Genomic DNA, 14,805 nt, shown 5'->3' with positions numbered 1-14,805 from the left:
AGAAAATCGGGGGTTGGGCGCGCAGCGGCCTTGGTTGGGTCGCTGGTCCGGTGAAGACTGTGTGCAGGACGACGGCGTCGGCCACGCGTCCCGCCAGGTCGAGCGTGCGCTCGCCGAGCGCGACCATGAGGATCGGGATGCGGTCGACGTCCTCGGCGGTGCGTCGCAGATACGGGAAGTCGCCGGCTGGGCCGTGCCGGTCGACGACCGCGTCACCGCGCCACAGCGTCCGGAGCAGATCGACGGTGTCCTCGAGCCGCGCCGACGTCTCGCGAGGCAGACCCATGAGAGCGAACAGCACGTCGAAGCCGCGGCCGAGCCCGAGGGCGTAGCGGCCGCGGCTCAACCGGTGCAGTGTGGTCGCCATCGTCGCTGTGACGAGGGGATGGCGGGTGTGCGGATTGGTCGCCGCGGTGCCGATCCCGAGCGTGCGGCTCGTCGCGGCGGCCGCACCGGCCAGCGCTGCTGCGTCCTTGGTGTCGAACCGTTCCGACAGGAAGGCCGAGCCGAGACCGATGCGTTCGGCGACGACGATCTCGTCGAGCAGCGCCCTCGGGTCGTCGGCGTGCCCGGCGAGGCCGTAGAATCCGAGTTCCGGACAGTCCGGCTCCGGTACGGATCCGCCGGGGATGCTCACGAGCGGGCCGCCGCCTTCCGTCGCTGCAGCACGCTGCCCACTGCGTTGTCGAGCTTCGAGCCCAGCGGCCAGCCCACGTAGTGGCACAGGAACAGGGCGATCTCGCGGAGCTGCTGCTCGTCGAGCTCCTCGTTCTTCAGCGCCGCTTCGATCTGGATTTCGGCGATGTCGGGGGCCCCCTGTGCGGTGAGTGCCCCGAGCAGCAGCAGTCGCCGATCACGAATGGTCAGCCCGGGCCGGGTCCAGATGTTCGCGAACAGGTGGTCGGCGGTGACGGCGAAGTGCTCACCGGGACCGTCCTGCATTTCCCAGCCGTAGACCTTGGACATCATCTCCAGGCCGCGGCGGCGGGTCTCGTCGGTCATGCGTGCTCCTTCCGGGAACGGGTCCGTGCGATCTCGCCCGTGCCGACTCCGAGGCCGGGGCCGAGGTCGGACAGCGCCCGGGCTCCGAGCGGCAGGGCGATTCCGAGGCGATCGCCGAGATCGAGTGCGAGCGCGAGATCCTTCTCACCCAGGGCGCGCACGCGCGAGACGATCGGGAACCAGGAGTCGTCCTCTGCGAGGGGAGATGTGGTGTCGCGCCACATGATCGAACCGGCGCCCCCGGTGATCGCGTCGGTGTGCCGGACGACCCTGCCGAGCTCGGTGAGGTCGATGCCCGCGGCCTCGGCGAGTCGCTGTGCCTCCGTCGCCGCGGTGAACGCGATGAAGTGGAGCAGGTTGCGGGCGAGCTTCATCCGGGTTCCCGCGCCGACGGGACCGGCGTGCACGACCAGCGACGCGAAGGTGCCGAACGGTTCTTCGATCTTGGCGAAGCCGTCGTCGGTCGCGCCGACCATCACTGCGAGAGTGCCGTTCTTCGCACCGCCGGCGCCGCCGCTGACCGGTGCATCGACGAAGTCGACTCCCTTCTCGGCGCACTTCGCGGCGAGTTCGACGGCGGTGGTGTCGGAGATCGTCGAGTGCACCGCGACGACCGTGCCGGGCCGGGCCGTCGCGAGAAGTCCGTCCGGACCGGTGACGACGTCGCGGACCTGGGCGTCGTCGAGGACCGTCACGCACACGAGGTCGCAGTCGGCGGCCAGCTCCGCCGGGTTCGACGCCGCGGCGGCACCCTTGTCGGTGAACGGGCTCATCGCCTCGGGCACCACGTCGAGCACGGTGAGGCCTCCGGGTCGGGTGAACAGCCGCTCGGCCATCGGTGCCCCCATGTTGCCCAGCCCGATGTAACCGACCCGGCCGATCGTGGAGCCGGTCACGAGCGGATCACCTGCCCGCCGTCGACGTTGAAGATCTGCCCTGTGACCCAGGCGGCCTCGTCGGAGAGCAGGAACAGGCACATGCCGACGAGATCGTCGGGAGTGCCCATGCGCTTGAGCGGCAACTGCTTCACCATGTCGGCGACCATGTTCGCGGGGGTGGTGGTGCGGGTCGCCTCGGTGTCGATGGGGCCGGGGGCGATCGCGTTGATGCGGATGTTCGACCCGCCGAGCTCGACGGCGAGTTGCTGTGTGAGACCGTTGATCCCGACCTTCGCGAGCCCGTAGAAACCCGAGTACAGCCAGGCCGCCGTCGACGACTGGTTGACGATCGACCCGCCGTTCTTGGTCATGTGCGGCCACACTGCGCGGGTGACGTTGAGGGCGCCGTCGAGGTTCACGCTCATGAACTTCTTGTAGTAGTCCCACGGAACCGTCAGCAGCAGATCGAGTTTCATGCCGCCGTAGATGGCGGCATTGTTGACCACGTGGTCGATGCCGCCGTAGGTCTCGACGGTCGACACGGCGAGTGCCTCGGCGGAGGCGGGGTCGGAGACATCGACCGACGTGAAGCTCGCGATGCCGCCGTCGGCGACGATCTGTTTGGCAACCTGCTCGCCGAGTTCGGCATCGATATCGGCGACCACCACGTTCGCGCCCTCGGCGGCGAGCGCACGCGCGTACGCCTCGCCGATCCCCTGGGCGGCGCCGGTGACGATCGCGGTGCGACCGGTGAAACGTGCCATCGGAAAAGTCCTTTCGGAAGTTCGGGTCAGCTCGCGGGTTCGGCGACGAGCTTGGTCTCCAGGTATTCCTCGAAACCGGCCACACCCATCTCGCGGCCGATCCCGGACTGCTTGTAGCCCCCGAACGGGGCGTCGGCGGCGTACCAGATGCCGCCGTTGACGCCGAGCGTGCCGGTCCGTACACCTGCGACGATCCGCGCGATGCGGTCCGGATCGGTGCCGTACACCGAACCCGAGAGGCCGTAGGGGGAGTCGTTGGCGATGCGGATCGCGTCGTCGTCGCCGTCGTGAGGGATGATCACGAGCACCGGGCCGAAGATCTCCTCCCGCGCTGTACGCGCGGAGTTGTCGAGGCCGGCGATGAGGGTGGGTTCGACGAAGAATCCCCGCTCGTGTTCGGCGGGACGTCCGCCGCCGGTGACGATCGTGCCGCCTTCCTCGACGGCGAGGCGGATGAAGCCCTCCACCCGCTGTCGCTGCTTCTCGGAGATGAGCGGCCCGCACACCGTGCCGGGATCGCGCGGGTCGCCGGGCCGGATGCCGCTCATGGACTTCGCGGTCAGGGCCACCGCTTCGTCGTACCGTTCGCGGGGAACGAGCAGACGCGTGGTGATCGCGCAGCCCTGGCCGGCATGCGTGCACACGGTGAAGGCCGCCATCGAGCAGGCGCCGCGCAGGTCGGCGTCGTCGAGGACGATGAACGCCGACTTGCCGCCGAGTTCGAGGAAGACCTTCTTGAGGTTCTCTGAGGCCGCGCGCATCACGGCCCGGCCGGTCGCGGTGGAACCGGTGAACGAGATCAGGTCGACGCGCGGATCCTCGCTCAGCTGTGCGCCGAGCCTGTGGTCGCTCGAGGTGACGATGTTCAGCACTCCCGGCGGGATGTCGGTCTCCTCGGCCGCGATCCGCCCGACCAGGGCCGCACACCACGGGGTGTCCGGGGCGGGCTTGAGCACCACGGTGTTCCCGGCGGCGAGAGCGGGCCCGAGCTTGGCGAAGTTGATCTGGTGCGGGAAGTTCCACGGCGTGATCGCGCCGACGACCCCGACCGCCTCCTTGAGCAGATAGCGGTGGGTGGGGATACCCATGGGGGAGGCGTTGCCGAGATCCTGCGTCCACGCGTAACTTTCGGCGAGGTCGGCGAAGTAGAGCAGATCGTCGATGGGGCCTTCGAGATGCGCGGCGCTCGTGAGGAATCGGGGAGCGCCGACCTCGGCGATGGTGATCTCCCGCAGTTCCTCGATGTGCTCGCGCAGAGCGTCGCGCAACTGACGGAGGCAGCGGGCCCGGAAGGCGTGGTCGCGTGACCAGTCGGTGTCGTCGAAGGCGCGACGCGCGGCCGCGATCGCGGCGTCCATGTCGGTGGCGGTGCCCTCGGCCGCGTGGCCGAGCAGTTCTTCGGTGCTCGGATCGGTGATCGCGAAGGTGCCTCCGCTGCCGGGTACGAGCTTGCCGTCGATCAGAAGGGTGGAGCTGTCGGTAGGGCGAAGTGTCATCAGACGTTCCCTCGGTTCTGGACAGGTGTCTGGACTATAGTTCGGCGACGCGATCGAATGCAACGGTTCGTCCGAAACGGACGAAACCGGTGTCGTGTGCGAGGAATTCGACGAATCTCGCACACAACACCGGTCTCGACGAGGGTCCGGTGGTCTCCGGTCAGAACACGCGCAGTCCGAGGTGTCGCCGCGTGCGCAGATCGAGCAGATATGCCTTCCACAGCAACGGCCACACCCACGGCGTGACGCGGTGCAGGCGCCGGACCGCCACGAGATAGCGGTCGAAACGCCGCTGGTCGTCGGCGGTCCACGGGTAGTGCATGAGGTCGCGGAACTCCGGCGGCAGCGCACCGCGCGTGATCAGTTCGAACGACCTGCCGAGCACCCGGTGGATCCCGCGGCCCAGTCGTCCGAGACGCACCTCGAGGAACGCGAGATTGCAGAGTTCGGTGAGGTACTCGCGCACCTGCTCGTTCATGGAGATGTCGGTGACGCCGGCCTTCCACAGTTCCTCGTACTCCTCGCGGGTCGTGGGCCACGACTCCGGTCGGACGTTCAGTGTCGTCGCGAGGGTTGCGCCGTCGCGAAGGATGCGGGCGTACTGCTCCTCGGTGAGCGGGCCGTACAGGAATTCGTGCTGGTCGATGAAGTACTCGAGCAGGCAGACCGCGACCCACAACTGCAGGGCGGGGGAGTTGGCGCTGTAGCGGACCTCCGCGCCGGGTGGCGACGTGACCCGCGCGTGGATCTTCCGCACCGACTCGCGGACGAAATCGCGGTCGGCGTCGTTACCGAACACCGCGACCGCCAGATAGGTGCCGGTCGTGCGGGCCCGCTTGACCGGATGGAGATCGGCGCGGCCAGTATCGACCGTGCTGTCGACGACGCCCTGGCCGACGCCGGGATGGGCGAGCTGCATGATGACGTTGGCGGCGTTGATCGTGCCACCGAGCGGTGAGACGAGATCGCCGAGAGTGTCGATCGTCCGCATGACCCCTCCATCTGAAGACGGACGTGTTCAGTTGATGCGTGCCACTCTAGCGTGTCTTCGTGGGGTCGAGGGAGGCGCCGGCCAGAACTCCGCGCACGACCGCTTCGTAGATGCGGTCGAGATCGAGCTCGTCGCCCAGGAAGCCGCTGCTCTGGAGAACCGCGAAACCGTGCAGGGCGGCGAACATGCCGACCGCGGCCTCGAGCGTCTCCTCCTCCGGAACGCCGCAGGATGCGAGCATCGTTCGCAGAGCGACGTTGGCGTCCAGTGCGGCGGCGAGCAGACCGTCGCGATCGACCGGTGCAGTGGTCAATGCTTCGTAGCGGCGGGGATGTTCGACGGCCCAGATGTGGTGGGCGTCGATCAGCGCGCGCAACCCGTCGACGCCGCTGCGGCCCATCGCGACCTCCCGCAGATGCGCTCCGAGATCGCTCATCGCGCGGATCTGCACGGTCGCCCGCACATCGTCGAGATTGCGGACGTGGTTGTACAGCGAGGCCGTGACGATTCCCAAGCGCGACGAGAGGGTGCTCATCGTGAGCTGTTCCCATCCCAGCTCGTCGACGATCCCGAGCGCGGCTGCGACGACCTTGTCGCGGGTCAGTGTCCGCCGACGCACGGGTCGGGAGTTGTCGTCTGCCATGAAAGCAGTCTAAGGGGCTTCCATTCCAAACGAAGGTGAGTAGTTTGTAAACGAATACCATTCGTACAATCCCACGAGAGCGGCTTCATGACGACTTCACCCACAGATCTCAAGAACCCCGACGTCTTCGCCCAGGGGGTCCCGCACGGCTACTTCTCCGAACTCCGGCGCACCTGTCCGGTCCACCGCCAACCCGAGGAGGGCGGCGCAGGCTTCTGGGCCGTCACCCGGCACGCCGACGTCATCGCGGTCTCCCGCGACAGCACGACTTTCTCCTCGGCCCTCGGGACCACCCAGATCGACGATTTCGACGAGGAGACGCGCCTGAAACAGGCGTCCATGCTGCTCAACCTCGATCCGCCGGAGCACACCCGCCTTCGGCAACTCGTGAGCCGTGGCTTCACCCCGCGCATGGTGAAGACGCTCGAGGAGCGTATCCGGCGGACGTGCGAACGCACCGTCGACGCCGCGATCGAGGCCGCACGCGACGGCACGGTGATCGACTTCGTCCCGGCGATCTCGGCTCCACTGCCGCTGGAGGTGATCGCAGCGCTGCTCGGCGCACCGGCCGAGGACGTCAGCAAGCTCTACGACTGGTCGAACCGCATGATCGGCTGGGACGACCCCGAATACGGCACCACCCAGGAGGACGGCGAGCTCGCCGCCGCCGAGATCTTCCTGTACGCCAACGAGATTGCCGCGCAACGACGCATCGAACCGCGCGACGACATCGTCTCGAAGCTGGGGTGTCCCGACGAGAACGGCGACACGCTCTCCGAGATGGAGTTCGACATGTTCTTCGTCCTGCTCGTCATCGCGGGCAACGAGACGACGCGCAACGCGATCTCGGGCGGGATGCAGGCCTTCGTCGATCATCCCGAACAATGGCGCCGGCTGCAGGACGATCCCGGTCTGATCGACAGCGCCGTGGAGGAGATCCTGCGCTGGGTCACGCCCGTGGTCGGCTTCCGCCGCACGCCCACCTGTCCGGCCGCGATCGGCGACCAGCAGGTCGAACGGGGCGACAAGGTGATCGTCTACTACCCGAGCGCGAACCGCGACGAGGAGGTCTTCGACGACGCGCACGTCTTCGACATCGGGCGCGAGCACAATCCGCACGTCGCCTTCGGTGGGACGGGTGTGCACTTCTGCCTCGGGGCACATCTGGCGCGACTCGAACTGCGGATCATGTTCGAGACCCTCGCCGCCCGGATCGACCGGGTCGAGCCGGCGGGTGAACCGCGGCGGTTGCGATCGAATTTCATCAACGGCATCAAGTCCATGCCCGTCCGTATCCACCCCCGAGAGCGCTGAATTCGCCGAATGAACGCGCTGCGGGCATTGCCGACCCCCTCCAACCGTAGTAATGTCCAGACACGTGTCCAGAAACGTGAATCTCGAATCGACCCGTCGCCGCCTGACCGAGAAGCAGGCCGACACGGTTGCGAGGCTCACGCAGGCCGCGGTCGAGGTGCTCCGCGAGGAGGGATTCACGGGGTTGACGGTGCGTATGGTCGCCGCCCGCGCCGGTGTCGCCCCGGCCACTGCCTACACCTACTTCTCGTCGAAGGAACACCTCGTCGCCGAGGTGTTCTGGCGTCGCTTGGCCAACGCTCCCACGGCCGACGCCGAGAGCACGAGCCGTGCCGATCGGGTGGTCGCGGTGCTGCGGGGAATCGCGCTGTTGCTGGCCGACGAACCCGAACTCGCCGCCGCCGTCACCAGTGCACTGCTCGGTCACGACCCCGATGTCGAACACCTGCGTGCGCGCATCGGACTCGACATCCGTCACCGGATCTCGGCAGCGCTCGGCGCCGACTCCGATCCCGACGAACTCGAAGCACTCGAACTGCTCTACGCCGGCGCGCTGGTCCGGGCCGGCATGGGCTACGGCACCTACGAGAAACTCGCCGACAGGCTGGAGACATCCGCCCGACTTCTATTGGAGTGAGCCATGATCCAGGCATCCCCGGGCTCCGCGTCGCACGCAGGGCCCGCTTCGCCCGATCCACCGACGCTCGGCCCCGTGATCTTCAACCCGTACGACTACGCCTTCCACGAAGATCCGTATCCCACCTACCGCCGCCTCCGTGAAGAGGCGCCGGTCTACCACAACCCCGACCTCGAGTTCTGGGCCCTGTCCCGTCACGCCGACGTCGTCGCGGCCTTCCGCGACAACACGCGACTCTCGAGTGCGAACGGTGTCTCGCTCGATCCGTCCGCCTACGGGCCCAACGCCCACAAGGTGATGTCCTTCCTCGCGATGGACGACCCGCGCCATATGCGCATGCGCCGGCTCGTCTCCAAGGGATTCACTCCGCGGCGCGTCGCCGACCTCGAGGAACGCATCCTCGAACTGACCCTGCGCTATCTCGAACCCGCTGCAGAAGCAGGGGAATTCGACTGGATCTCGGAGTTCGCAGGCAAGCTGCCCATGGACGTGATCTCCGAACTCATGGGCGTGCCCGAATCCGACCGCAGCGAGATCCGCCGTCTCGCCGACCTCGTCGTCCACCGCGAGGAGGGCGTGCTCGACGTGCCGGTCGCCGCGATGGAGGCATCGCTGCACCTCGTCGGCTACTACGCCGACATGCTCGCCGAACGCCGGAAGAAGGAGACCTCCGACCTCACGTCGGCGTTGCTGGCAGCCGAGATCGACGGCGACCGGCTCACCGACGACGAGATCATCGGGTTCATGTTCCTCATGGTGGTCGCGGGCAACGAGACCACCACGAAACTCCTCGGTAACGCCCTCTACTGGGGCGCGCACAACAAATCCGAGGTGGCGCAGGTCCTCCGCGATCCGGCTCGCGCACCGCAGTGGGTGGAGGAGACCCTCCGCTACGACACCTCGAGCCAGATCGTCGCCCGCACCGCCGTCGCCGATATCGAACTGCACGACGCCACCATCCGGTCCGGCGACAAGGTGCTGCTGCTCATCGGATCCGCCAACCGCGATTCCGACGTATTCGACACCGCCGACGACTTCCGCATCGGACGCGACAGCTCCCAGAAGATCGCCAGTTTCGGTGGGGGAGTGCATTTCTGCCTCGGTGCACATCTGGCCCGCCTCGAGGCGAACATCGCGCTCGAACAGTTCGCCCGGCGCGTCGCCGACTACGAGATCGACGAGGACCGCTGCGAACGTGTCCATTCCACCAATGTCCGAGGCTTCGCGGCCCTTCCTGTAGAGGTCACCGAACGACATGCCTAGATTCGAACCCCATCCCGAACGCCGTCCCGCGCTGGTCGCCGGAGCCTCCTCCGGAATCGGTACCGCCACCGCCTACGCGCTCGCCGAGGCCGGGCACCCCGTCGCGCTCGGGGCGCGCCGCGTGGAGGAGTGCGCGGCGATCGCGGAGAAGATCCGCGGTGAGGGCGGCGAGGCCTTCGCCCACTTCCTCGACGTGTCGTCCACCGAATCCGTCGACGAGTTCGTCACCGCAGCGGAAGAGGCTCTCGGCGCCGCGGAGATCGTCGTCTCGGGAGCGGGCGACATGGATTTCGCGCTGCCCCACGAGATGGACCCCGACCGGTTCGCCTTCCAGGTCAACGTGCACCTGATGGGCACCCAACGCCTGGCCCATCGCGTGCTCCCCGGCATGATCGAACGCAAGCGCGGCGACTTCGTCGTGATCGGATCCGACTGTGCCGTGCTTCCCCGGCCCTGGATGGGTGCCTACAACGCCGCCAAGACCGGCCTCGAAGCGCTCGTCCGCGAGATGCGGATGGAACTCGAGGGTACGGCTGTCCGCGCGTCGGTCGTGCGCCCCGGACCGACGCAGACCGGTGCCGGCATGACCGCGCCGGCGGAGGTGCTCGAACCGATGCTCGAAGACTGGGGCACATGGGGTTTCGCCCGACACCCCTACTTCCTTCGCGCATCCGACATCGCCGCGGCCGCGCTCTCGGTCGTCTCGGCCCCCCGCGGCGCCCACATCGTGCTCATCGAGGTTCAACCCGAAGCGCCCCTGCGGAAGGACAATCCATGACCACACTCGTCGAGCCCCGGCGTGTGTCCGGCGGCGAACACGAACACGGCCACCTCGAGGAACTGCGCACCGATCCCATTGCGCTCATGCGCCGGGTGCGCGAGGAGTGCGGCGACGTCGGGGTCTTCCAGCTCGCCGACAAGAAGGTCGTACTCCTCTCCGGTGCGGAGGCCAACGAGTTCTTCTTCCGTGCCGCGGACGAGGATCTCGATCAGCAGGCCGCCTATCCGTTCATGAAGCCGGTCTTCGGTGAGGGTGTCGTCTTCGACGCCAGCCCCGAACGCCGCAAGGAGATGCTGCACAATTCGGCGCTGCGCGGCGAACAGATGCGCGGTCACGCGGCGACCATCGACCGCGAAGTGCAGGACATGGTCGCCCGGTGGGGCGACGAAGGCGAGATCGACCTGCTCGAATTCTTCGCCGAGCTGACCATCTACACGTCGTCGGCCTGCCTGATCGGCAAGAAGTTCCGCGACCAGCTCGACGGACGGTTCGCCCACCTCTACCACGACCTCGAGAAGGGCACCGACGCATTGGCCTTCGTCGATCCCTACGCGCCGATCGAGAGTTTTCGGCGACGCGACGAGGCCCGCCGCGGGCTTGTGGAGCTCGTGCAGGAGATCATGGACGGACGCATCGCGAACCCGCCGCAGGGCAAGGAGGACCGCGACATGCTCGACGTCCTCGTCTCGATCAAGGACGAGGACGGCAAGGAGCGGTTCAGTGCCGACGAGATCACCGGCATCTTCATCTCGATGATGTTCGCCGGCCACCACACCACCTCCGGCACGGCGGCCTGGGCGCTCATCGAACTGCTGCGCAACCCCGAGTGCATGCAGCAGGTCACGGCAGAACTCGACGTCCTGTACTCCGACGGCGAGAGCGTGAGCTTCCATGCACTGCGGCAGATCCCGGTACTCGAGGCGGTGCTCAAGGAGACGCTGCGCCTGCACCCGCCGCTGATCCTGCTTCTTCGGGTCGCGCGCGACGACTTCGAGGTCGCCGGATACCGGATCTCGGAGGGCGATCTCGTGGGTGCGACACCGGCGATCTCCAACCGGATCCCGGAGGACTTCCCGGATCCCGACGCCTTCGATCCCGGCCGCTACATCGACCCCAACCAGGCGGACATCGTCAACCGGTGGACCTGGATCCCGTTCGGGGCGGGCCGGCACCGCTGTGTGGGAGCGGCGTTCGCGCTCATGCAGCTGAAGGCGATATTCTCGGTTCTGCTGCGCGACTTCGAGTTCGAACTGTCCCAGCCGCCCGAGACCTACCGCAGCGATCACTCGAAGATGGTGGTCCAGCTCGAACAGCCGTGTGCTGTGCGGTACCGGCGTCGCACCCGCGCGGCGTCCGGCACCGGCACGGCAACGCAGGAGTGAGGTTCGGATGAGGATCGAAGCAGATCTCGATCTGTGTCAAGGACACGCGATGTGCTCGATGGAAGCCCCGGACGCCTTCACGGTCGCCAAACGGGGTGAGGTGGAGATCCTCCTCGACCCCGTGCCGGAGGAGATGCACGCCGACGTACGAGCAGCTGTGAAGTACTGCCCCACCCAAGCCCTTCGCATCGTCGAAGACTGAGGACCAGGAGACAGGATGGCCACGTTCGATCGTGCCGAGCTCGACGAGATGATCACCCGCTGGGTCGACGCCAACAAACGCGCCGAGGCCGAAGGCGACTGGAAGCCTTTGGCCGACCTGTACACCGAGGACGCCACCTACGGCTGGAACTACGGTCCGAAGGACGAGTTCATGGCCGTGGGCCGCGAGGAGATCCGCGACCTCGCATTGGGCCAGGAGATGGACGGGCTCGAAGGCTGGCAGTATCCCTACCAGCAGTTCGTCGTCGACGAACGCTCCGGCGACGTGATCGGGTTCTGGAAGCAGATCGCCGACGCGACCCGCGAGAACGGCGAGCACTACTCCGTGCACGGCATCGGCGGGAGCTGGTTCCGGTACGGCGGCAACTTCCAGTGGTCGTGGCAGCGCGACTTCTTCGACTTCGGCAACGTCTCGCACCTGTTCCTCGAGATGATCACGGCGGATGCGCTGTCCGACGGCATGCAGAAGCGGATCGAGCGATCGACGGGGAAGAAGCGTCTTCCCGGCTGGTACCGGGTCGGCGAGTCGCCGGTTCCGTTGTGGTGACCGGCGTGGACACCGGCGGATCGTTCGCCGCGCTCTCCCGCACCGACCTCGCCGCGCTCGTCCCCGAACTGTTGCTGTGCGGTCAGCTCATCGACCGTTCGGGGATGGCGCATCTGATCTCGGCGTTCGGTCGGGAGGGCATGGCGGAGGTGGCCATCGAGGAATGGCAGGCGTCGTCGCCGTGGTACACGCGCCGCATGCAGCGTGCCCTGAAGTTCGAGGGCGACGACGTCGTCACCATCTTCAAGGGCATGCAACTCGATATCGGGGCGCCCCCGCAGTTCATGGACTTCCGCTATCGCGTCGACGACCGCGACCACGGCGAGTTCTCGCTCGACCATTGCGGGGCGCTGATGGACGTCGAGCCCCTCGGCGACGCCTACGTGACCGCGATGTGCCACGACATCGAGGACCCGACCTTCGACGCCACCGCGCTCGCCACCAATCCGCACGCCCGGGTGCGGCCGATCCATCGGCCGCCCCGCTCGCCGGCCGATCGGCACCCGCACTGCGCGTGGACGGTCACCATCGACCCCTCGTACGAACCACCGGCTGTCGCACCTCACACCGAAGCGCTCGGCCGGTCCGCGGCCGTGGCACTCGAGCTGAGCCCGATCGACCGCGACGGCGAAGGGAGACACGACTATTCGGGTCCCCTCCTCGCAGACCTCCGGTTCGACGAGTTCTCGAAGTCGGCCCTGGTACGCATCGCCGAGGAGGTGTGCCTGCAGCATCACCTGCTCGCTCTGGGCTTCCTCATGAGTGTGCGCAAGCGAACCGACGAGCAGTCCGCGATCGAGCTGACCCGCAAGCAGCTCACGGGTATCGCCGGCATCACGTCCGAGCGCATCCGTACCGCGCTGGGATTGCCGCGCTCGTTCGCCGGCCTGTCCGCGGTGCTCGACGTACACCCGATGCTGGCACCGGACCGGTATGTCGATCGGGTGATCTGTTTCGACGACGACGCGCTGGGTCTCCGGATCAACCGGCGAGGTGGCGCCTTCGACGACGGGTCCTGGCCCACTTTGATCGACCCCGAACACCTCGGTCCGCTCGACGCTCTGGTGCGCGGTGTGGACCCGCACTTCACCACCCGCCTGGTCTCCGCGACCGAAGAGGCTCTCGTCGTCGAGGTGTTCCGTGCCGAATCCCCGGCGAACGAGTGCGACGAGGTCGCCATCACGCGCTTCAGCACGGGTTCGTCCTTCGTCTTCGAAGATCGGGGAATCCCACTCCCGCTCACGGTTGTCTGACCACGCTCCAGGAGAGCCCTTCGTGAATATTGCGCTGTCCCGCCGTACCTTCCTGCGGGGAACCGTCGTCGGCGGTGCGGCCGTTGCCGCGTTGTCGTTGTCCCCGATCCCACGCGCACGCGCCGAGGTCACCGAGGAGCGCCATCGGGCGGTCGTCGTGGGCAGCGGATTCGGCGGTGCGATCACCGCGTTGCATCTCGGCCGGGCCGGTGTGCAGACCCTGGTCCTCGAACGGGGCATCCGCTGGCCCACGGGACCGAATGCCGAGACGTTCCCTCACATGCTGCAACCGGACCGGCGGATGTCGTGGTTGTCGTCCGCCCCGGTGATGACCGGTACTCCGCCGATCCCGACCGAACCGTTCACCGGGCTCATCGAACGGGTTCCGGGGAACGGCATGGACGTCATGTGCGGCGCGGGGGTCGGCGGGAGTTCGCTGGCCTATCACGGCATGACCGTGCAGCCCGACGGGCAGCGATTCTCCGATTCGGTGTCCTCGCGTATCGACTACGACCTGCTGGCCTCCGACCACTACCGGCGGGTGGCGCGGATGCTGCAGGTCGCGACCATCCCGGACGATCTGCTCGACCACGATCGGTACCGGTCCTCACGACAGTTCCTGGACCGTGCAGGCTCGGAGGGCTACGACACGTTCAGGGTGCCGATGTGCATCGACTGGGACTTCGCGCGACGGGAGCTGACCGGGGAACTGAAACCGTCCTACACGACGGGCGACGTCATCTACGGAGTCAACAACGGCGGTAAGTTCTCGGTCGACGTCACCTATCTCGCCGAAGCTGAACGCACGGGGCACGTCACGGTCGAGCCGCTGCATCGGGTCGGCGACATCGAGCGCGCTCCGGACGGCACCTGGATCGTGCACGTCGACCGGATCCACACGGATGGGAAGGTTCTCGAACGCAAGCGGATCCTCGCACAGTCGCTGTTCCTCGGTGCCGGATCGGCCGGCACGACCCGTCTCCTCGTGAAGGCGAAGGCGAAGGGGTTCGTCCCCGATCTTCCCGACGGCGTCGGAACGGGATGGGGCAACAACGGCGACCGAGTGTTCGCCGTGACGAGTCCGCTCGTCAGCCCCGGCGACCATCAGGGCGGCCCCGCCTGTGTGGGTATGCGCGACTACACCGATCCCGCCGGACCGTTGATGATCGTCACCGGCCCGGTGCCGTTCCCCGACGATGTGGGAACGACCACGATGATCGGTCTGGGGATCGTCGACGGCCGAGGAGTTTGGCACTACGACGCCGGCCGCGACGATGCGGTCCTGAACTGGGATCAGGCCTACGACCGGGAACTCACCCGCGCGATCGAGGCCCGCATCCGGCGGATCGCGGGACCGGCCTCGATCGTCATCGACGTCAACGCCGTCGACATCAACACCTTCCATCCGCTCGGGGGTGCGCCGTTCGGGGCGGTGTGCGACGACGCCGGTCGCGTGCACGGCCAGCCCGGCCTGTATGTGGTGGACGGCGCGAAGATCTCGGGATCGACCGGGGCGTGCAATCCGTCGATGACGATCGCGGCACTCGCCGAGTACGGCGCCGATCGGATCGTCTCACGCGACCTGGATCGCGTGTTCTGACCTGACGGGTGGTTCCGGTGGCTCGGCCGCCG

The 14,805-nt window shown here is 67.4% G+C and carries 15 protein-coding genes and 1 pseudogene; 9 read left to right on the top strand and 7 right to left on the bottom strand.

The genetic code is table 11. The features are described from left to right. Positions 1-70: 70 nt before the first annotated feature. From BLV31_RS22000 to BLV31_RS21970, 7 genes and pseudogenes are all read right to left on the bottom strand, one after another. Positions 71-637: pseudogene (locus BLV31_RS22000) on the bottom strand (LLM class flavin-dependent oxidoreductase); the annotation flags it as partial. Further along, the gene (locus BLV31_RS21995; protein ID WP_006551766.1) at positions 634-1,002 is read right to left on the bottom strand and encodes a carboxymuconolactone decarboxylase family protein; all 369 of its coding nucleotides are present in this window, start codon (positions 1,000-1,002) and stop codon (positions 634-636) included. The gene BLV31_RS21995 and the pseudogene BLV31_RS22000, both read right to left, overlap by 4 nt. Then, positions 999-1,898, bottom strand: coding sequence for an NAD(P)-dependent oxidoreductase (locus BLV31_RS21990; protein ID WP_006551765.1), 900 nt, complete (start codon positions 1,896-1,898; stop codon positions 999-1,001). Before BLV31_RS21990 ends, BLV31_RS21995 begins: the two co-directional genes overlap by 4 nt. After that, positions 1,895-2,644, bottom strand: coding sequence for an SDR family oxidoreductase (locus BLV31_RS21985; protein WP_006551764.1), 750 nt, complete (start codon positions 2,642-2,644; stop codon positions 1,895-1,897). The genes BLV31_RS21990 and BLV31_RS21985 overlap by 4 nt, the downstream gene beginning before the upstream one ends. A 26-nt stretch (positions 2,645-2,670) precedes the next feature. Next, complete coding sequence (locus BLV31_RS21980; RefSeq protein ID WP_006551763.1) at positions 2,671-4,140, bottom strand: aldehyde dehydrogenase; 1,470 nt, start codon at positions 4,138-4,140, stop codon at positions 2,671-2,673. A gap of 160 nt (positions 4,141-4,300) precedes the next feature. Further along, positions 4,301-5,131: an oxygenase MpaB family protein gene (locus tag BLV31_RS21975; protein ID WP_019290003.1), complete on the bottom strand. Its 831-nt coding sequence runs from the start codon at positions 5,129-5,131 to the stop codon at positions 4,301-4,303. Between the two features lie 46 nt (positions 5,132-5,177). After that, a complete protein-coding gene (locus BLV31_RS21970; RefSeq protein WP_019290002.1) occupies positions 5,178-5,774 on the bottom strand; it encodes a TetR/AcrR family transcriptional regulator in 597 nt (198 codons plus the stop codon). 87 nt (positions 5,775-5,861) lie between these two features. Between BLV31_RS21970 and BLV31_RS21965 the strand changes: the two genes are divergently transcribed. From BLV31_RS21965 to BLV31_RS21925, 9 genes are all read left to right on the top strand, one after another. After that, positions 5,862-7,088: a cytochrome P450 gene (locus BLV31_RS21965; protein ID WP_039587648.1), complete on the top strand. Its 1,227-nt coding sequence runs from the start codon at positions 5,862-5,864 to the stop codon at positions 7,086-7,088. 76 nt (positions 7,089-7,164) lie between these two features. Continuing rightward, positions 7,165-7,725 carry a TetR/AcrR family transcriptional regulator gene (locus BLV31_RS21960; RefSeq protein WP_016693012.1) on the top strand — a complete coding sequence of 187 codons (561 nt, stop codon included), beginning with the start codon at positions 7,165-7,167 and terminating at the stop codon, positions 7,723-7,725. Positions 7,726-7,800: 75 nt separating this feature from the next. Further along, positions 7,801-8,988 (top strand): cytochrome P450, encoded by a 1,188-nt coding sequence (locus tag BLV31_RS21955; RefSeq protein WP_006551758.1) that lies wholly within the window; start codon positions 7,801-7,803, stop codon positions 8,986-8,988. Beyond that, positions 8,981-9,766, top strand: a complete 786-nt coding sequence (locus tag BLV31_RS21950) for an SDR family oxidoreductase (RefSeq protein WP_064061894.1) — start codon at positions 8,981-8,983, stop codon at positions 9,764-9,766. The genes BLV31_RS21955 and BLV31_RS21950 overlap by 8 nt, the downstream gene beginning before the upstream one ends. Further along, positions 9,763-11,151 carry a lanosterol 14-alpha demethylase gene (gene cyp51 / locus BLV31_RS21945; protein WP_064061895.1) on the top strand — a complete coding sequence of 463 codons (1,389 nt, stop codon included), beginning with the start codon at positions 9,763-9,765 and terminating at the stop codon, positions 11,149-11,151. The genes BLV31_RS21950 and cyp51 overlap by 4 nt, the downstream gene beginning before the upstream one ends. A 7-nt stretch (positions 11,152-11,158) precedes the next feature. Beyond that, the gene (locus tag BLV31_RS21940; RefSeq protein ID WP_006551755.1) at positions 11,159-11,353 is read left to right on the top strand and encodes a ferredoxin; all 195 of its coding nucleotides are present in this window, start codon (positions 11,159-11,161) and stop codon (positions 11,351-11,353) included. Positions 11,354-11,368: 15 nt separating this feature from the next. Beyond that, on the top strand, positions 11,369-11,920 hold the full coding sequence (locus BLV31_RS21935; RefSeq protein WP_006551754.1) for a Cif family virulence factor: 552 nt from the start codon (positions 11,369-11,371) through the stop codon (positions 11,918-11,920). Continuing rightward, the gene (locus BLV31_RS21930; protein WP_064061896.1) at positions 11,914-13,173 is read left to right on the top strand and encodes a hypothetical protein; all 1,260 of its coding nucleotides are present in this window, start codon (positions 11,914-11,916) and stop codon (positions 13,171-13,173) included. Before BLV31_RS21935 ends, BLV31_RS21930 begins: the two co-directional genes overlap by 7 nt. A 22-nt stretch (positions 13,174-13,195) precedes the next feature. Next, entirely contained in the window at positions 13,196-14,773 is a 1,578-nt protein-coding gene (locus tag BLV31_RS21925; RefSeq protein WP_006551752.1) for a GMC oxidoreductase, read from the top strand. The last annotated feature ends 32 nt before the right edge of the window (positions 14,774-14,805 follow it).

It is taken from the genome of Rhodococcus pyridinivorans (assembly GCF_900105195.1).
Lineage (GTDB): Bacteria > Actinomycetota > Actinomycetes > Mycobacteriales > Mycobacteriaceae > Rhodococcus > Rhodococcus pyridinivorans.
This window is presented reverse-complemented; position numbering and strand designations above follow the sequence as displayed.

Excerpts from the sequence above, each read along its gene's own strand:
- BLV31_RS21995 (WP_006551766.1), bottom strand. The coding sequence starts at position 1,002 with ATGACCGACGAGACCCGCCGCCGCGGCCTGGAGATGATGTCCAAGGTC.
- BLV31_RS21985 (WP_006551764.1), bottom strand. The coding sequence starts at position 2,644 with ATGGCACGTTTCACCGGTCGCACCGCGATCGTCACCGGCGCCGCCCAG.
- BLV31_RS21980 (WP_006551763.1), bottom strand. The coding sequence starts at position 4,140 with ATGACACTTCGCCCTACCGACAGCTCCACCCTTCTGATCGACGGCAAG.
- BLV31_RS21975 (WP_019290003.1), bottom strand. The coding sequence starts at position 5,131 with ATGCGGACGATCGACACTCTCGGCGATCTCGTCTCACCGCTCGGTGGC.
- BLV31_RS21970 (WP_019290002.1), bottom strand. The coding sequence starts at position 5,774 with ATGGCAGACGACAACTCCCGACCCGTGCGTCGGCGGACACTGACCCGC.
- BLV31_RS21965 (WP_039587648.1), top strand. The coding sequence starts at position 5,862 with ATGACGACTTCACCCACAGATCTCAAGAACCCCGACGTCTTCGCCCAG.
- BLV31_RS21950 (WP_064061894.1), top strand. The coding sequence starts at position 8,981 with ATGCCTAGATTCGAACCCCATCCCGAACGCCGTCCCGCGCTGGTCGCC.
- cyp51 (WP_064061895.1), top strand. The coding sequence starts at position 9,763 with ATGACCACACTCGTCGAGCCCCGGCGTGTGTCCGGCGGCGAACACGAA.
- BLV31_RS21940 (WP_006551755.1), top strand. The coding sequence starts at position 11,159 with ATGAGGATCGAAGCAGATCTCGATCTGTGTCAAGGACACGCGATGTGC.
- BLV31_RS21935 (WP_006551754.1), top strand. The coding sequence starts at position 11,369 with ATGGCCACGTTCGATCGTGCCGAGCTCGACGAGATGATCACCCGCTGG.